The sequence below is a fragment of the Methanoregula sp. PtaB.Bin085 genome, from assembly GCF_002067035.1.
Taxonomy (GTDB): Archaea; Halobacteriota; Methanomicrobia; order Methanomicrobiales; family Methanospirillaceae; genus Methanoregula.
The window spans coordinates 1-16016 of sequence record NZ_MVQB01000060.1 but is presented as its reverse complement, the minus strand read 5'-3'; the positions used below and the strand labels follow the sequence as shown (position 1 = coordinate 16016).

Below are 16016 nucleotides of genomic sequence, written 5' to 3'. Positions count from 1 at the left end.
GGGGAAAGTCCTTCTGCGTCCTCTGGTCCATAGTGCGTTCCGTAAATTCCCAGATATATTGTGCACCGATTCACTTCATCAAGATAGACTTCATCCGGCCGATGATCGGCAGCAGGGAGGTCCTCGAATATGAATGTATGAAAGAACTGTTTCAGAAGAGGATCATTGTGAATGAATTCACGGACTTCACGGCGTTCATCGCTGAATTCCTTCTGCACGCTACTGATGAAGATGCCAATCATGTCGTTGTCCTGCTTGTTGTTATCATCATTGTCATGGTCGTGCTCATCATGGAGCAGAAGATGTTGATAAGATGAATATGAGATATTGGGTGGCCGATGTAAATATGCTTTTTAATATTATGTGCGATCTTTGTCCCCGTCCTGCGTGCCAGTCTTCAGTAAAGACTAAGCCGGTGATTTTACACATCCTCTCATCATATGACGGTCCCGCCAGCCCTGCTCTCCCATAAGAGCACGGAGCACTACACGCCACAGTACATCCTCGATGCAGTGATTGCGTGCCTGGGCGCGATCGACCTTGATCCAGCCAGCAACAGCCGGGAGATCCCGAATGTGCTGGCAGCGAGGCACTATACAGCTCAGGACAACGGGCTTGTGCAGCCGTGGGTAGGCCGGATCTTTCTCAATCCTCCGTTCGGACCCGGTATCGAGCGATGGTTTTCAAAGTTATACCAGGAGCGAACCGCAGGCCGGACCACGGAGGCGATTGTATTATGGAAGTCCGCGACCGAGACCTCGGCATGGAAGACGTTGACAGCGATATCGTGCCGGGTATGTTTTCCTTCGGCCCGCATCCGGTTTGTTGGACCAGCAGGAAATGAGTCGGGGCCGACGTTTTCACCGGCGCTATTTTATGTTGGGGAGAGACCGGAACGATTTGAGAAGGCGTTTGTGGGGATAGGGGCGGTGTGGGTGGTACCAACCAGGGTCGAAATCTAGAGAAGATTTAAATATAAATAAAAAAGTGAGTTTCTCAATTATTTATATAACCGGTGTCGGTAATGGGCGGAAATCCTTCAAGAGTATTGATACTCATCAGTGGGGGAATTGACTCAACCGCCTGTATCAAATATTATCAGGACCTCGGATTCAAAGTTGAAGGTTTTTTTGTTGATTATGGGCAAAAAGCTCGTCTAAAGGAGTGTCAGTCTGTTGAAAAAATTGCTGATTATTACAAAATTAATTCTGACACGCTGACAATCCACAACACCCTGAATCTGTCATCTGGAGAAATCAGGGGAAGAAATGGCTTTTTAATTATGGCCGCATTACTTGCAAAGCCAGATTTTTCAGGATTGCTTTCCCTGGGCATTCACAGGGGAGTTCCTTATTATGATTGTTCTAAAGAATTCATCAAAAAAATGAACGGTGTCGTAACAGAATATTCAGATGGCCAGATTAAAATTGACACCCCATTCATCGATTGGGATAAAAAAATGATTGTCTCGTATTGTCGGGATTCGGGAGTTCCTATTCATTTGACCTATAGTTGTGAAACCGGGGACGAACCCTGCGGGAAATGTCTTTCATGCCTTGATCGGAGTGCACTCAATGTTTGCTAGAAAATTAAAAATACAATCTGAAAAATGGGGTGAAGTCGGTTCTACCCCGATGCTCGTTCCATCATTATCAAGCCGGGTAAATATTGAATATCGAAAAACATTGGATGTTTTAAGCGAGGTTATTACCGGCCCGTTCCTATTGAGTGCCTATGATTTTTATCACACAGATCCGTTTCCAAAAATCACATTCTCTGAGTTGGTATTTTTTGATAGTGGTGGTTACGAATCGGCAATAGATAAAGAAGTTGAGGAATTCGGCTTATACAAACCCGACCCCTTTGAATGGAACCGAGCCAAGCATTCCGAAGCTGTCAATCGTTTCGATGAGGAGATCCCTAAGGTAATCATCAGCTATGATCATCCCTCCGAAAGAATGACTATTGATAAACAGATAAAGCATGCCAACGAACTATTCAGGACGAAAGAAGGGATAATCAAAGAACTCTTAATCAAACCCGAATCCGAAAACTCCAGACGAGTCAAGCTTGCAGGGTTTTTTGATAACATTGAAAGCATTTCAGACTTTGACATTTTGGGTTTTACGGAAAAGGAACTCGGAAAATCAGTCCTTGACAGGATGACCGCAATCGCGAAAATCAGGCAACAGCTGGAAGAACATTCTATTGAAATTCCATTACATATTTTTGGCAGTTTGGATACAATAACGACACCTTTGTATTACATTTCCGGGGCTGACATTTTTGATGGGCTATCATGGTTGAGATTTGTTTTTGATGATGGACAGACTCATTATATTAACACATATGGTCCTGAAAAATTTGGCATTCATGAGAATTCCGACGGGGTGTGGATACGGAGTGTCTACCAGAATTACAACTATTTGGGACGATTAAAGATCAATCTTGAACATTATCAATCGACCGGAGATTTCACAAAATTAGGAGTTAAGTCAGAATTCTTTCAAAGTGCTTTCAACGATTTAAACGAGAAAATGGGAGGTGTTTTGTAATGGGTGGTGGAGGCGGCGTTTTCCATAGTAGATCTCCTGATGATTATAAACGGGAGATCCGGGAAATTCGTGACAAAACAAAAGATGAAGCATTTGAAACCGGCGTGAACGAAAAAATCAATGAAAAACTTGGATCCTATAATGCCAGGGATACAGAAACTCATCGTGAACACCTGAATGATATCAAACAAATAATTGAATCTGATAAGGATGGGGATGTTGAATTAAAATTCGCCGGTTCCGTCAGTAAACATACATATGTCGATGGACTGAGCGATGTTGATGTTTTAGTCCTCGTCAATAATTCAGAGTTGGCGGACAAAACGCCCGCGGAAATAAAAGAATATATCAAATCCCGATTGCAGCAAAAATTAACAAATGTCGAAGAAATCCGCACTGGAAGTCTTGCAGTTACTGTTCGTTTTAAGGATGGTACTGAAATTCAATTACTCCCTGCCCTTAAGAAAGGGGATGGATACCGGATCCCGGCAGAAAAAGGAAATACCTGGTCCAATGTGACACGTCCTGATAAATTTGCGGCTAAATTAACTGAAGTCAATCAAGCATGTGGTCAAAAGGTTGTCCCGGTTATAAAAATCGCCAAAAGCATTAACGGACAATTACCTGAAGATCAGCAATTATCAGGATATCACATCGAGTCACTCGCAATTAAGATTTTCAGGAATTACCCCGAGGATGCCCCGAGAACGCCGAAAGCAATGCTAAAATATTTTTTTGCAGAGGCAAAGGATGAGGTGAAAATACCCATCAAAGACAGCACTCAGCAATCTATCCATGTAGATGATGATCTCGGACCGGAAAATTCTCCTCAACGGTTACGTGCAAGTTATACTCTCTACCGAATCTCCAACAGAATGAAAAATGCGGATGCAAGCGCCAATAGTGAAGAGTGGGATAAGATACTCGGGGATGTCAATGGACAATAGTCTGATGCTGAAATACGCATTTGCAAAAACGATCGTCCAAGATGAGGGCTTTCAGGATGAAATATCCTGGCAATCCACTCTTTGTTTTAATGATCTCAATGAGACCACATTTCTTCGGGAGATCGCATGGGTGATTTTAACATGTGGAATGAAGGAATCCATTATTCGGAACAGGTTTGAAGACATTTCCCGATGCTTTTTTCAGTGGTCTTCCGCTCAAAAAATTTTATCTAACCGTGAAAAATGCCAAAGATCGGCTCTTAAAATATTCAACAATGAGCAAAAAATTGCAGCAATTCTTTATGCGGCGGATCAGATCAACAATATTGGTTTTAAAACAATTAAGAGGAAAATTCAATCAAATCCGATAACATTCCTGCAGACATTTGATTATATCGGCCCTGTTACGGTCTATCACCTTGCCAAAAATATTGGACTACCGGTTGCCAAACCCGATCGCCATCTTGTCAGAATCGCAACACAGGAAAATTATCCTGATGTTCAGTCTTTTTGCGGAGATATTTCCCGAATGTCCGGAGATCCCATACCGGTTGTTGATATTGTATTCTGGAGATTCGCAACAATTGACCATGATTATCTGAATGTGCTCTCTTCGCTAAATGGGGGTAATTATGAACAAAAAGACAACCGTTCTTTATTCGAGCAGAATTATTCTTATATGCCTGAGCTCTCAATGTTTCAATGAAAAAAAATAAAGAAAAATCTTGAAGAGTGATTGATTTGACCGATGTTGAGCATGTTGTTCGGGATCTCGAACGCAAGGCGGAGATTTCCCGGGAGATTCATATTGCCAGTTCAAAAAAATGTAAGCGATGGGCAGATCTCATTCTTCTTCTCACAATAATCCTTACTATGGCGATTACGTTCCTCTCTCTCGCTGTTCCTTTTCTGATTTCACTTGACGACAACGGAAAAAATATCTTTGGAATCGTAATTGCTCTTGCCGGCCTGGCAATTTTGTTTCTTTCCATATCGGACCGAATATTTGGTATAAATGAGCGATACGCGGGACATATTCAAGGAACTAAATTATTGACTGATTTCATTCGGGATTGTCACCAGTTCCGGCATGTCGAAATAAAAAAATATGGTGAAGAAAAAAAATTGATGAAACTGGATTCACTACAGAATAGTTATTCTCAAATACAGCAGCTATTGCCCACAACTAATATTTCAGATTCTGAATTTTTAAAAATCAAACAACAATTCTATCGGAAAGTCGATATAAGCAGAAAATTAGATGAAGATCATAATCTGGACATAGACCAAGCAATGAAAATGCATGAAATGACTGAAAATTTAAAGAAATAAAATTATTCTTCTCTTAATTCAACCCCAATTTGCTCAAACGCCTCTTTAATTTTATTTTCATAATCCTGTTCGGAAAGTGAGCCGTCCTGTGCATTGATGATGATATCCACGTTCTTGAACCGATTTGTCAGGAAATTAATAACTCCGAGGATGTTGGACACTTTTCCCATTGGGATTGTGAATGATAGTCGGAGGTTTTTCATGTCTGTTAATGAGGTCTGGGATTCCCCACTCTCTTTTCCGCCCTTTACGGTTGCCCCTCCCGTTGCTCCTTCGCCCCGCGATCCGGTATCCTTCCACACATCCGCAGGTGGTTCTTCCCGAGCCTCCCTGCAAAGACCCTCTACGATAATAACTTCATTTGCCGATAAGGAGACTGAGGGCGTTTTCCTGAAATATTCACATTTTGGTGTATTATTCTCAAGAATTCCTAGACCGAAGATTCCATTCTGAACTCCTTCAGAGATTGCATTCTCAAGGATTGATTTATTCACAAACCGGGGTTCACCAGGAGTTTTGAGTGTTGATTGATAGATTTGTTCGGTTGAAACGAATTCATTCTTTGAGAGATATTTTGTTTTAAGGAACAGCGGGGTTGTCCGTTCAAGGATCTCCCCAGCGGTCCGCAGATCATCAAAGATCTTGGCATCCAATCCCCTGTTCTCTCCAAATGTTGGAATGCCGAGATCAGATGGCTCCTTTCCGGGAACCCACACTATACGATAGAGCCGCTGCACACACTCTTTGACAGTATCTTGGAATTTTTTGTGTTCTTTGCTAATTTCACGCCGTTGCTCTTCAGATATCCCCAGTTCCTTATCTCCTTCAACCTGGGCGTAGGCGATGCTTCTTGATAAAGTTTGGAGATAAACAGGACGTTCACTTTCTAGCGGACACAGGAAGAAGAGCGTGTTGCGATAGACTCGGGGTGTCCCGCCTTTGTTCTTAATGATATCCTCAATGGTTTTCTTATTTTCTTTCCGAAGAATAACCAGTTTCAGTTCATCAGTATCAGGGATATCAGCAGAGTTTTCTGTCCACAGCGATATTCGGAATTTCCCGCCTTTGAGATTGGCTTTAAGGTTCTCCTTTTCCGCTTCAACAATTTCCGACTCCTTGATATTGTCGATCTTTGAGAGAATTATTCGATTGATATTTGGCTGATTTTTGAAATAGTATTTATCGCCGATGTTCTGGAGGTAGAATAATTTTCCTTTCAGTAAGTCAACAGCTACAACAATCACGCTGGAAGGATTGTCCATAGTTGTTGCAGAGCGTTTGATTTCCCCAACGGTTGTCCCTCTTTCTGCCCCTCCTGAGAATGAATACATAAAAATTGTTGTCGCCGTTCTTCTTCCTAACTGGAATCCCTGATATGCATTGCCGATTTGTGAATCGACAAGTTTTGCTCCTGCGTGTGCGTCGGTAATATCTGCTGCGAGTACGCTGTTGTATTCCGCTCCAATATGTTTGAGTAATTCCTGGCGTATTTCCTGGTTGGATAGATCAAAATCTGCAAGGCTGATGTAAGGTTTGTTCAGACCTTTGATAGCATAAATTACGAGGGAGAGAAGGCGAAGCACACCCCGGGTCCGCTGGAATGTCGGGAAGCTTCCCCACTTGTGATAAAGTACATCGATTACTTCCGGCATAAACGGGTAAGAAGCAACGAAGCGGTCCCGGTACTCGCTGGGCTGGACACCAGCGGGAAGGATACCCTCCTTATCGGCATAATCCATAAATTCCTTTACGACTTTTTTTGCGTATTTATCGTCGATAGTTGAGAACAGGCGGCGACGGATAATCATTGTTATCTCGTGTTCTTCGACGGGTGTATAGATTTTTTCAACGCGGCCGGATACTTTTTGTAATTGCTGATAGAGGGTTTCGGCTTTCTCATCATAATGTTCGAGAATACTTGCAGGGAGGGTGACGGCCAGACAGACCTTTTCACATATCCCGGCGCATTCACTCAGTTCCTGCATGAACGCAATGCTTTGTGATGCAAGTGTACTGTCCCCGACTTTCACGCCAGCAGCCTTGGTAACGTACTCGAGGACCTCATCCATAAGGATGAGAACCGGCTGGTGAGAATCCAATAAATCTCTTAACACTTCTCTGCCAGGGGCAGTCTGTCCTTTGCATTTTGTAATCTTTCCGGTGAGTTGTTGTTCGAGTGCTCCCCAAAGCGTGGTATCAGTACTTAATGCTGTTCCAACGATGACAATCGTTTTTGAATCCCAGATTTTTGCATTATGATAGAGTGCAATGAGAGTATGGGTTTTGCCGCCACCAAAAGGAGTCTGAATCTGGATAACGGGATCTCCACCTTTCCCTTCGAGGCGTTTCTGAACAACATCGAGGAGGTTAGAGAGTCCTTCTGTGCGATATGTATGCTCGAAGAATCTCTTTGCATCGCGATATTCATCTGGTCCCCGGTTCTTGCTGACTTCCCACAGATCCGCAGCAAAAACATCCATGGTGAGTCTGCCGTCGAGAATATCTTTGTGGGGCACCGCTACGGTATGAAATGCCTTCATAGTTTACCCTGCCCTCTCATCCAATAATTTTTCTCTGATATCATACATCCAGCCTCGCTTGTCTTCCCTCTCTTCTTACCTCTTCTGTCAACCGCTCACGTCCGGCAGTGAAGCCTTCCAGCAATTTCTTCTCCTTGCTTTCATTTGGTAAGGATTCAGAAATTGCCTGCGCCACACGATAGAATGCTTCACTTTTACCATACCCTGTCTGTTGTAAGACTTTGATCATTTCATCCCGTTTACTTCTTTCCCAGAGGAGGAGGACCTGGTGGAGGACATCAATCATATCCTTCGATCCTTCCAAGTCCTCCAGTTTCCTCTCCTGCGGACCGAGCAACCGGACAAACTCCTTATCCTTTTTGATAAATCCGGTATGGCTCCATTCATGCGAGATATCGATACCACAGCTCTGCCCGAGTTTGCGGGCTTCATCGAATGGCACTCTTGCCTCAGAATAGTTCCATCGCCAAAGAACATAGAGCCGAGCCATGTCCGATATCTCGCCAGCGAATCCATTGTGGAGGATCTGTCTCACGGCATAATCGGTCGCGATTTTACGAACATCCAGGAGTAGCCGATCGGCTCTGACAACGTTGCCCTCGTAATCCATTACCTGCTCATATTTTCCAAAAACCTCGATGGCGGAACCGATAGCTGCGATGAAGAAGTCTGCTCCTGAAATCCCTTCGTGCCAAAGTCGTTCGAGCTTTTTATTCAGATGGGTTTTGAGTTCTTCTTTCACGTTATTGTAAAATCCGGTTGGCTGCCGTTCCATTTTACGGGCGACGATATAGATTGAAGAGGCGAGAGCAGCAGAATCATGTGAACGGAGGCGGCCTGCTCTTTCGGTATTGATTGGCCATGCTCCTGAAACAATCAATCCAGAGTCTAGTAAAGAATTAATGAGTGTTTCCCACCCTTCTGTGGATTTATGAGCGTAAACAATAATTGCAATGCCGTTCGGTTTTAATACGCGGAAAATTTCTTTAAATGCTCTCTTTAGCATTGATTCAAAATGTTCTTTGGTCTTAATACCACTCAGATTTTTCGAAGCTTTTTCTTTATTCAATCCTCTTAACAAGGGTAACTCAGCAATAATTTCGTTGGATTTTGGAGTTGCGGGAGTCGAAAATAGTTCTGGATATTGGTCTCCGATTACTCGCTTTGACCATACGTAAAAAAAATCAGAGAGGTCCGCGTACGGAACATTATCATAGTAAGGTGGGTCTGTGAAAATAGCATCGAAGTGATTTTCAGGATATTCCAACGCCGTTGCGGAGAATTGTGTAATCGTTGCAAATTCTTTTGATACCGATGAAGTATGCTCAATTACTCTTAAAATCCATTCCATTGCGGAATTCCAATCACCAGTAGCATTACTATCTGGGTATAACTCGAAATAGTCCCACACCATTGGAAGAGCTTGACGACCGAATGTATGAGCCACAAATTCTCCCACCGGTACCCAAACACAGAGAGACGAATTGTAATCAAGCTGACGAGCTAAAATAAAATCAAGATATGTGAGAATTGCTTTGGAATACTCCGGATCTAAATTGTTTTTCTCCATTAATTTGAAGGATTCACGGATTTTCTCTGAAAAAGTAACCATTGCTAATTTTTGACGAATATTAAACAGATCTCGCCATTTTGTCAATCCGTATAAAACCACAGGAGTAAAATTATACAATAAATTTCCCGGTTGGTATTCTCTATGGTCCGGTGTATGAATAGGTTCATCGGGGACTGCTTCCATTCCCCATTTAATTCTTAATTCCTCCTCTTTTTTACTTAAATACAAACCCGATTCTTTAAAAATATCCAAATCCTTTTTCGTTGGAAGCCTGTAAGTCCTTCCGGGTGCGCCTTTTTTATGAGAAATAATACATAGCATTCTTTCTTGTGAGGTTTGGTTTTGGAATACTTTTCGATTGGATTTAGCATCTATAGTTGAACCACAAATTGGACAAGACACCACTGCCCCAGAGATCGTTCCTTGATCTGGATCGAATCCATCAGGTATATCCTCATAACCGTCACCAACGATTTTGAATTGGATTTTTCCTTTAACACCAAAAGGAAACAATGCAATCTGTTTTTGCTCTTTTTTGCAAAGCCAATATTGTCTTAATAATGGGATTTCCGCACCACACGATGGGTTCTGGCAAGAGGCCGTCCTAGCCCAAATATAACCAATAGGAACAGATCCATCAGGATCGGGGGGATAAAATTTCCCAATCTCATTCATCGTCTCTTGAAGTACCCAGTTTCCCCATTTTTTTACATCTTCAATAAGGGGATTTGTAGTTCTTCCTGAAAGTTCGCCCCAATTGTCTTTGTGTGATTGATATCCATATTTTTGTGGATATTCAAGCGTACACTTCTGAATTAATACCGCAACGGGGTTGTAATCGTTAGAATATGTTTCACAACCAAGTCGTAATGTTTCGAGAGGTATAGATCCCCCTCCTCCAAAAGGATCTAGTACTTTTGGCGGCATACCCCCGTTAGCCTTGAAGATATCTTCTCTGGCTTTTTCGAGAAGTGGATGATTGTTGGAGTTTTCCCATTTCGAGAGTTCAATAATAAAATCTCTTTGTTTCTTCTGTTCAGATTCCCCTTTTTTGGGAGGAACAAGCGCCGCGTAAGCAGTCGCACGAGATGATGCAAGGGGACGGCGAGCCCACCAAATATGCAGCGTTGAGATGTGGCCATGTCGAATAGATTTCTCACGAGCAGATTCAAGTCCGACTTCTTTGACCGGGAAAGATTCTTCGATAAAGCGTTTGTCCGTGGTCATTGTATTCCTCCAGCTTTCTGAATCTCCTCAAAAGCAATCATGTACCTCACGACATCAACCCGCTCTTCCGCCTTGATTCGTTCAACCGGGTTCTGGATGATATAGAGCTGCGGATTCGACCCGGCATTCATGACTGCGTACAGGTAATAATCATTCTTGAACCGTTTTGCTTTGAACCATTCGTTTTGCGTGAGCGCGACTTTACCAATCTCAGCCCGGGCTTTCACTTCGATATACCGAATGCTCCCGTCTTTGGCTGTTGACCGTATATCAAACCCAAGATTTTCTACCGAAACATCCTCCGGTATTCTCCCGGCTGTGCGTTCATGCTCAATGACAAATATCATGCCAATCCGCTCGATTTCTGCATCGCTCCGCATCTCACGACCGATATGCTCGGGCGGTTGCACCCGTATGATACCGACATAATGCGGTGCAGACATCGTCAGGCTTGTCTCTTTCTTGATGAGGTCTTTGAGATCAACCAAGGCATGCTGATACCCGGATTTCTGCAATTCCTTATTCCGGATCGGAAGATCAACGGCTTCACCCCGCTCCTTACGGTCGTTCAGCGTGATAAGTTCCTCTTCGAGTTTGTAGATCAAATATTCAAGAGACTTCTCGCCGTATTTTGTCTTGATCGATGCCTGCCGTTTCCGTTCCGTTAAAAGTTCCTGCTGATAGTGCTGAAGCTTTTCGAGAGCATACGTGAACACCAGATTTTTGAGGTCCTCAACTTCGACACATTGTGGAGTTGTAATGGTGCTCTCGGCGAGATCCCAGATTACATCGGAGGCAATCGGTGTGACATTTTTCCCATCAGTGAAAAATGCGAAGAGTCGTTTGCCCGCAATTTCCAGGGTGCCGTCGCGGATCTCCCCTTCAAAGTAGAGAATATACCCATCAAGGACGCCATCAGGATCAATAAAAGTCGCACCATTCCTAAGTGCCTCGATAAATGTTTCCTCGGTCCAGAGCATGACTGCCTCAAAAAGCGGATGACCAAAGGATACGAATTCTGCTTCCGAGTTTTTAAATGCAACCTCTTTGTCAAATACGATGTAAGGATACCGTTTCAATAACGTCCCGAAGGCCCGCTTGAAGGTATCCCGCTCTGAAATCCGTTTAATGTCAGCGGATATGGTATCAATCGTCAGACCGCCATTCTTCCGTTCCTTGAGAGTTCCGCCGGTTTTAACAAAAGCTTTCTTGAAATAACTCTCGGTGTACTCTGGGATCAACCGATACTCGCGGGCCCGCTGCGCCATCTCTTTTATTTGAGTATAATCGATAAACCGGGTCGCAAGGGTCTCCCCGAGATTTTCTTTTACTTTGCTGATATACTCGTCATCAACGGTGAATTCCAGGTCTTTCAATATCTCGTCGATATTACGGGCATTCGCGGCAGCATCCATCAACAGTTGCGTGAGGCTGGTATTGTACAGCACTTCCGAGAGCACATCAAATACCTTATCGTTCCCCATTGCATCTTTGATTTCCTTGAGCTTGGCGAACAGCCGAACAAGTACCTGACCTTCCCGGGTATCTTCGGCAACCAGATTAACAACATAGACTTCCTTCTGCTGGCCATACCGGTGAATACGCCCCATCCGCTGTTCAAGCCGGTTCGGATTCCAGGGAATATCATAATTGATCATCATGTGACAGAACTGCAGGTTGATACCTTCTCCTGCCGCTTCGGTGGCGACCATCACCTCGGTCTCATTCTTGAAAACCTTCTCAGCATTTATCCTGTCATCGAGCCGCATTCCACCATGAATCACATTAACAGAATAACCCCACTCCCTGATCTTTTTCTCCAGATAATCGAGGGTATCCCGCGATTCGGTAAAGATAAGGATCTTCCGGTCAGGTTTATTTGGGAAAGTGGAACTCAATCGTTGGAGGGCATCGCGCAACTCCCTCAATTTTATTTCATCTTCTCGCTGGATGATGGTCTTCGAGTGGGAGATCATCTGATCAATAATGCCGATCTCTTTCCGAAGATCCTCCCGGTTCTCAGCGACACTGAGGGTCTCCCAGATTTCCTCCTCTTTCCAGCGATCTTCCTCACTTAACTCCTCCAGTGCGTCCAGATCAGAGGCAAGATTTGGTGCCTTCAATTTTTCTTGGGCTCCTTCGAGCAATTCTTCCAGCCGTTTTTTTCTTCGTTCGAGAGACCGGAGGAGGGCAAATGTACTGGAAGCGAGGCGGCGCTGCAAAATTACCAAAGCAAAGGCAACATTCCGTTTTTTATCCTTACTCAGGACCTTGTTATATTCGGTATTAACATATCGCGACAACTCATTATAGAGCCGCATCTCATCCTGTGAATCCCGCCCGAGATTAAATTGCTGGGTCCTCACATGGCGGGGGAGGAAGAGTGGCTTTCCCTCGAAATCTTTGAGATCCTCTTTCACCCTCCTGATGAACAGGGGATTATCTTTTCCCCGAATGGATGCATTAAGCATGTCATTCGTTGCAAAGAATCCCGGTTCAAGGAGATCAAGAAACAGCCTGAAATTCTCCGGGTCTCCCCGGTGAGGAGTTGCCGTGAGGAATAGCATGTGCTCAGTAATGCGGGATAATGTCTCACCCATCTGATAGCGATCGGTCTTCTTGGTATCATCGCCATACTTGTATGCGCTCATCTTGTGAGCTTCATCAACAATGATCAAATCAAACCGTGTTGAGGCTATTGTGGGAAGAATTTCCTCTCGTTTCGCAAAATCAATCGATGTGATAATCTGGTTCTCACGCTCCCAGGCATTCTCTCCAAAATGAGCATCAAGAATGCTCCGGTCTATGAGAGTGAAGTGTTCTTTGAACCGCTCCAGAAGTTCCCGTCTCCATTGATCTTTAAGATGCCCCGGGGCAACAATGAGAATTCGGTTTGCCTGATTTCTCAATTTAAGTTCTTTTATGATGAGACCGGCCATGATGGTTTTCCCGGCACCAGGGTCATCTGCGATAAGGAAACGTATTCTAGGAAGTTTCAGGACATAACCATAGACAGCTTCGATCTGGTGAGGGAGCGGATCGACTTTTGATGTATTCATCGCAAGGAGGGGATCATACATTGATGCATAACGATAGCGGAGTGTTTCAAGGGCAAGAAAAACTTTGAGGGGCTCTTCACAGCAATTGCATTCCTTTCCCAATACTACGAATGAATCAATTGCTGAAACCGGGATTATCTGATCGATATGTTTTTTTGAAACCGTCGTGGCTCCAACGATATGAACAAAATTTCCAGTTTTATTTATCGATTTAATCTCAATTGGTTCCGGCCAGAGAGAACCTTTGATAATATTGCCTGGTTGAATTTCCTGCGTATGAACACCTTGCTGAATCTTCATTTTTATGAGCGTTAAAGGTTCGGTTTTCCCTCTTTTCCCCCCTTCAGCAAAGGCTAAGCCCCCTGTCTAATAGAGTACTGTTCAGCCCAAGGGCCCAAGGGCGGGAGTGAAGTATGGCAGATTTCGTACAGAGTGCAAATGTCAAGAGTGCAACCCGCACCCTTGCAGAACCCATTGCGGATGTTGCGACGTTCAACACGATCGTCCAGTCGGTCATCACCGACAATCCCTTTGAGTGTGTAGCGTATATGACTGCCGGTGAGAGCCACCCCCCGGTCGAGAAGACCAAGGAGGCATACACCGCGAAGTTCGTCTATCAGGACACCGAAGCCAAGTCCGTCGGGACGGGCAGCCACAAGTTCGACACCCTGGCAAAGTTCAATGCCGGTGTGACTGCGATCATTGCAGCCGCTGCGGTCAGCACGGCACACGGCGGCACCGTGGTCCACGATCTCGGGAAGGACGCATTCTCGGCAACCCTGCGGTGCCACGACGCAAACGGTGAGATCTACATGGTGAACTTCAGCCGCGACCGGGTCACCATCACCTCGTACTCGGATGACGCAATCCGGACGAACGTTGAGACCTGGGCGGACACTGTGGCAGCTCTCGCCTGAACAGCCTGACGAATAGAGCCGGGAGGGAATGTGACCCCCCGGTCACCCTCTCTTTTGGTTCTCTCGTCATTTCGGAGGACCGTTATGGAAACGGAAACCCTCGGGATAGTGCTTGCCACTGTGCTTCCGCTCTATCCTATGCTGTTTGCGATCTACCAGAAGATCGGAAAATACGATGAAGTCGTTGAGGAGTTCAAGAAACTCCGGGACGAGCACGAGCAATGTAAGGAGGAATATCATGGATTCTGAGAATGTGCAGCCGGTTGCAACCGTGACCGGCCTGTATCGCGGGAAATTCGGCGGACTAGAGCCGCTGACGGTCGATACACCGCTCACCCGCGATGAAGTGCGGCGTAACCCAATCTTCTATGAGCTGGAACTGCACCCGGAGCAGGAGGATGAAAACCTGATCATCGATTTGATCTACGACAACATGTCGCCCTTGCGGCTGCAGGACCTGTACCGGGGCACGGATATCCCGCACGGTGTCCGGTTCTGGCCGGACTGGTTCGATATCCCGCCATATATGGAGATGCACGATATTGACGGGCGGCGGGTGTATCCCCGGGCCCCGGGCATCCATACCGTCCAGATCCGCACGGGACGCCGGAAGTGGGCCCAGATGGGCCGGGTCCGGGACTTCAGCCCGGCCAATGGCGGGTACACGAGCCCGGTCTTCCGGATCCGGATCGCGGAGGACGACGATGTTTGAGAACGAGGTGCAGACCCGGTGCGCTATCTGCGGGACCGGGATCCTGCTCGGGCTGGTCCTGGTGCTGGCCCACCTCCCGATCATCCTGCTCATCGGCCCGGTCATCATCCTCTTCCTTGGCATCATTGCCGACCCGGAAGAGACGCACGCGGTATGGTATGGGATGCTGAACACGCTCGGCATCTTCGATCTGTCAGCGCTGACAGATATCGAACGGCTGACCTATGCCGAGAAGCGGCATTACTTCTGGTTCGGTGAGGTCGGGATGGCAGCGATCCTGGCCGGGGTGTTTGCGGTCCCGCTCGGGATCTTCATGGCAGGCCGGACAGAGATCTCCCTTGCGTTCATCGGTGCTGCAGTCCTATTCCTACCGCTCTTCTTGTTCCTGCCGAAGCTGATTCAGCAGGCCATGAAGACAGATACGGATGCAGCGATCGAAGCGTTCGGGAAGAATGAGCAGGTCAAGAAAGTATTCTGGACCCTGTTCATCTCGATGGCTGGGCTGGTCCTGACTCAGGTCCTGGACCCGGCAACAGCTCAGCAGATTGTCGGGATGATAATGGGAATGGGTGTGTGATTTTCACATTATTCCTTTTTACCGGTAAACCGCCATGCCCCCTTCGGTACTGTAATCTCAAACCGTGCCCCCTCACCCTGTACCCCATTTTCCACAATGGACATGCCGGTAATCTCAAGTATTTCCCGTGCGAGATAGAGGTCAAGCCCCTTCTTATGTAAAAAATCCCTTGAAAATATTTCCCTTTTCACATTTTCTGCAATACCCTGACCATCATCCTGGTAAACAATCTTCAGGTCTCCATCGGACATTTCAACACAGGTAAGCGAAACCTGCTTTGCATTACCTCCGTGGGTGATGGTATTTCCGGCAAGGATCTGGAAAGCCCGTTCAAGCAGCGGATCTGCAAAAATTTCAAGCCCGTCAAGTTTCACGATGTGTTTGATCCTCGAAAAATCCAGATGGGAGATAGCAAGGAGAAATATCTGGTTTACTTCCGACCACCGGGGTGGTTTCATACCCATGTCCTGATAACTGTGTGCGAATTCCAATGAATGGGAAATCTTTCCCAGAGCCTCTTCCAGTTTACCTGCAAACCCTGCCAGTTTTTTGTCGGAAATTTCTCCTTTGATCAACT

Annotated in this window: 15 protein-coding genes and 1 pseudogene; 11 read left to right on the top strand and 5 right to left on the bottom strand. The window is 45.5% G+C overall.

Annotation, left to right across the window (positions count from 1 at the left end):
• Window positions 1-35 precede the first annotated feature (35 nt).
• Window positions 36-218: pseudogene (locus tag A4E33_RS14770) on the bottom strand (DUF4062 domain-containing protein); the annotation flags it as partial.
• On the opposite strand from A4E33_RS14770, the gene A4E33_RS12515 reads away from it, so the two are divergent.
• The 7 genes from A4E33_RS12515 (at window position 138) to A4E33_RS12485 (ending at window position 4834) form a co-directional block, all read left to right on the top strand.
• Window positions 138-317 carry a hypothetical protein gene (locus A4E33_RS12515; protein WP_292348568.1) on the top strand — a complete coding sequence of 60 codons (180 nt, stop codon included), beginning with the start codon at window positions 138-140 and terminating at the stop codon, window positions 315-317. The pseudogene A4E33_RS14770 and the gene A4E33_RS12515 overlap by 81 nt on opposite strands.
• Before the next feature lie 123 nt (window positions 318-440).
• Complete coding sequence (locus tag A4E33_RS12510; protein WP_292348567.1) at window positions 441-962, top strand: DNA N-6-adenine-methyltransferase; 522 nt, start codon at window positions 441-443, stop codon at window positions 960-962.
• 62 nt (window positions 963-1024) lie between these two features.
• Window positions 1025-1585 (top strand): 7-cyano-7-deazaguanine synthase, encoded by a 561-nt coding sequence (locus tag A4E33_RS12505; RefSeq protein ID WP_292348566.1) that lies wholly within the window; start codon window positions 1025-1027, stop codon window positions 1583-1585.
• Complete coding sequence (locus tag A4E33_RS12500) at window positions 1575-2555, top strand: hypothetical protein (protein ID WP_292348565.1); 981 nt, start codon at window positions 1575-1577, stop codon at window positions 2553-2555. The genes A4E33_RS12505 and A4E33_RS12500 overlap by 11 nt, the downstream gene beginning before the upstream one ends.
• Complete coding sequence (locus A4E33_RS12495) at window positions 2555-3502, top strand: CBASS oligonucleotide cyclase (RefSeq protein WP_292348564.1); 948 nt, start codon at window positions 2555-2557, stop codon at window positions 3500-3502. The genes A4E33_RS12500 and A4E33_RS12495 overlap by 1 nt, the downstream gene beginning before the upstream one ends.
• Window positions 3492-4208: a hypothetical protein gene (locus A4E33_RS12490; RefSeq protein WP_292348563.1), complete on the top strand. Its 717-nt coding sequence runs from the start codon at window positions 3492-3494 to the stop codon at window positions 4206-4208. Before A4E33_RS12495 ends, A4E33_RS12490 begins: the two co-directional genes overlap by 11 nt.
• Window positions 4209-4243: 35 nt before the next feature.
• Window positions 4244-4834: a hypothetical protein gene (locus A4E33_RS12485; protein ID WP_292348562.1), complete on the top strand. Its 591-nt coding sequence runs from the start codon at window positions 4244-4246 to the stop codon at window positions 4832-4834.
• A gap of 2 nt (window positions 4835-4836) precedes the next feature.
• Here the strand turns inward: A4E33_RS12485 and A4E33_RS12480 are convergent, their stop codons facing one another.
• From A4E33_RS12480 to A4E33_RS12470, 3 genes are read right to left on the bottom strand one after another with little or no spacing between them, the layout of a single operon-like run.
• Window positions 4837-7374, bottom strand: coding sequence for an ATP-binding protein (locus tag A4E33_RS12480; RefSeq protein WP_292348561.1), 2538 nt, complete (start codon window positions 7372-7374; stop codon window positions 4837-4839).
• A gap of 40 nt (window positions 7375-7414) precedes the next feature.
• On the bottom strand, window positions 7415-10174 hold the full coding sequence (locus tag A4E33_RS12475) for a DUF1156 domain-containing protein (RefSeq protein WP_292348560.1): 2760 nt from the start codon (window positions 10172-10174) through the stop codon (window positions 7415-7417).
• Complete coding sequence (locus A4E33_RS12470; RefSeq protein ID WP_292348559.1) at window positions 10171-13533, bottom strand: helicase-related protein; 3363 nt, start codon at window positions 13531-13533, stop codon at window positions 10171-10173. Before A4E33_RS12470 ends, A4E33_RS12475 begins: the two co-directional genes overlap by 4 nt.
• A 113-nt stretch (window positions 13534-13646) precedes the next feature.
• Between A4E33_RS12470 and A4E33_RS12465 the strand changes: the two genes are divergently transcribed.
• From A4E33_RS12465 to A4E33_RS12450, 4 genes are all read left to right on the top strand, one after another.
• Complete coding sequence (locus tag A4E33_RS12465; protein WP_292348558.1) at window positions 13647-14150, top strand: hypothetical protein; 504 nt, start codon at window positions 13647-13649, stop codon at window positions 14148-14150.
• An 84-nt stretch (window positions 14151-14234) separates the two neighbouring features.
• Window positions 14235-14399, top strand: coding sequence for a hypothetical protein (locus A4E33_RS12460; protein ID WP_292348557.1), 165 nt, complete (start codon window positions 14235-14237; stop codon window positions 14397-14399).
• Complete coding sequence (locus A4E33_RS12455; RefSeq protein WP_292348556.1) at window positions 14389-14862, top strand: hypothetical protein; 474 nt, start codon at window positions 14389-14391, stop codon at window positions 14860-14862. Before A4E33_RS12460 ends, A4E33_RS12455 begins: the two co-directional genes overlap by 11 nt.
• The gene (locus A4E33_RS12450; protein WP_292348555.1) at window positions 14855-15439 is read left to right on the top strand and encodes a hypothetical protein; all 585 of its coding nucleotides are present in this window, start codon (window positions 14855-14857) and stop codon (window positions 15437-15439) included. The genes A4E33_RS12455 and A4E33_RS12450 overlap by 8 nt, the downstream gene beginning before the upstream one ends.
• Window positions 15440-15447: 8 nt before the next feature.
• Here A4E33_RS12450 and A4E33_RS12445 read toward each other — a convergent pair.
• Window positions 15448-16016 (bottom strand): ATP-binding protein (locus tag A4E33_RS12445; protein WP_292348554.1); only part of this gene is annotated, 569 nt, incomplete at its 5' end.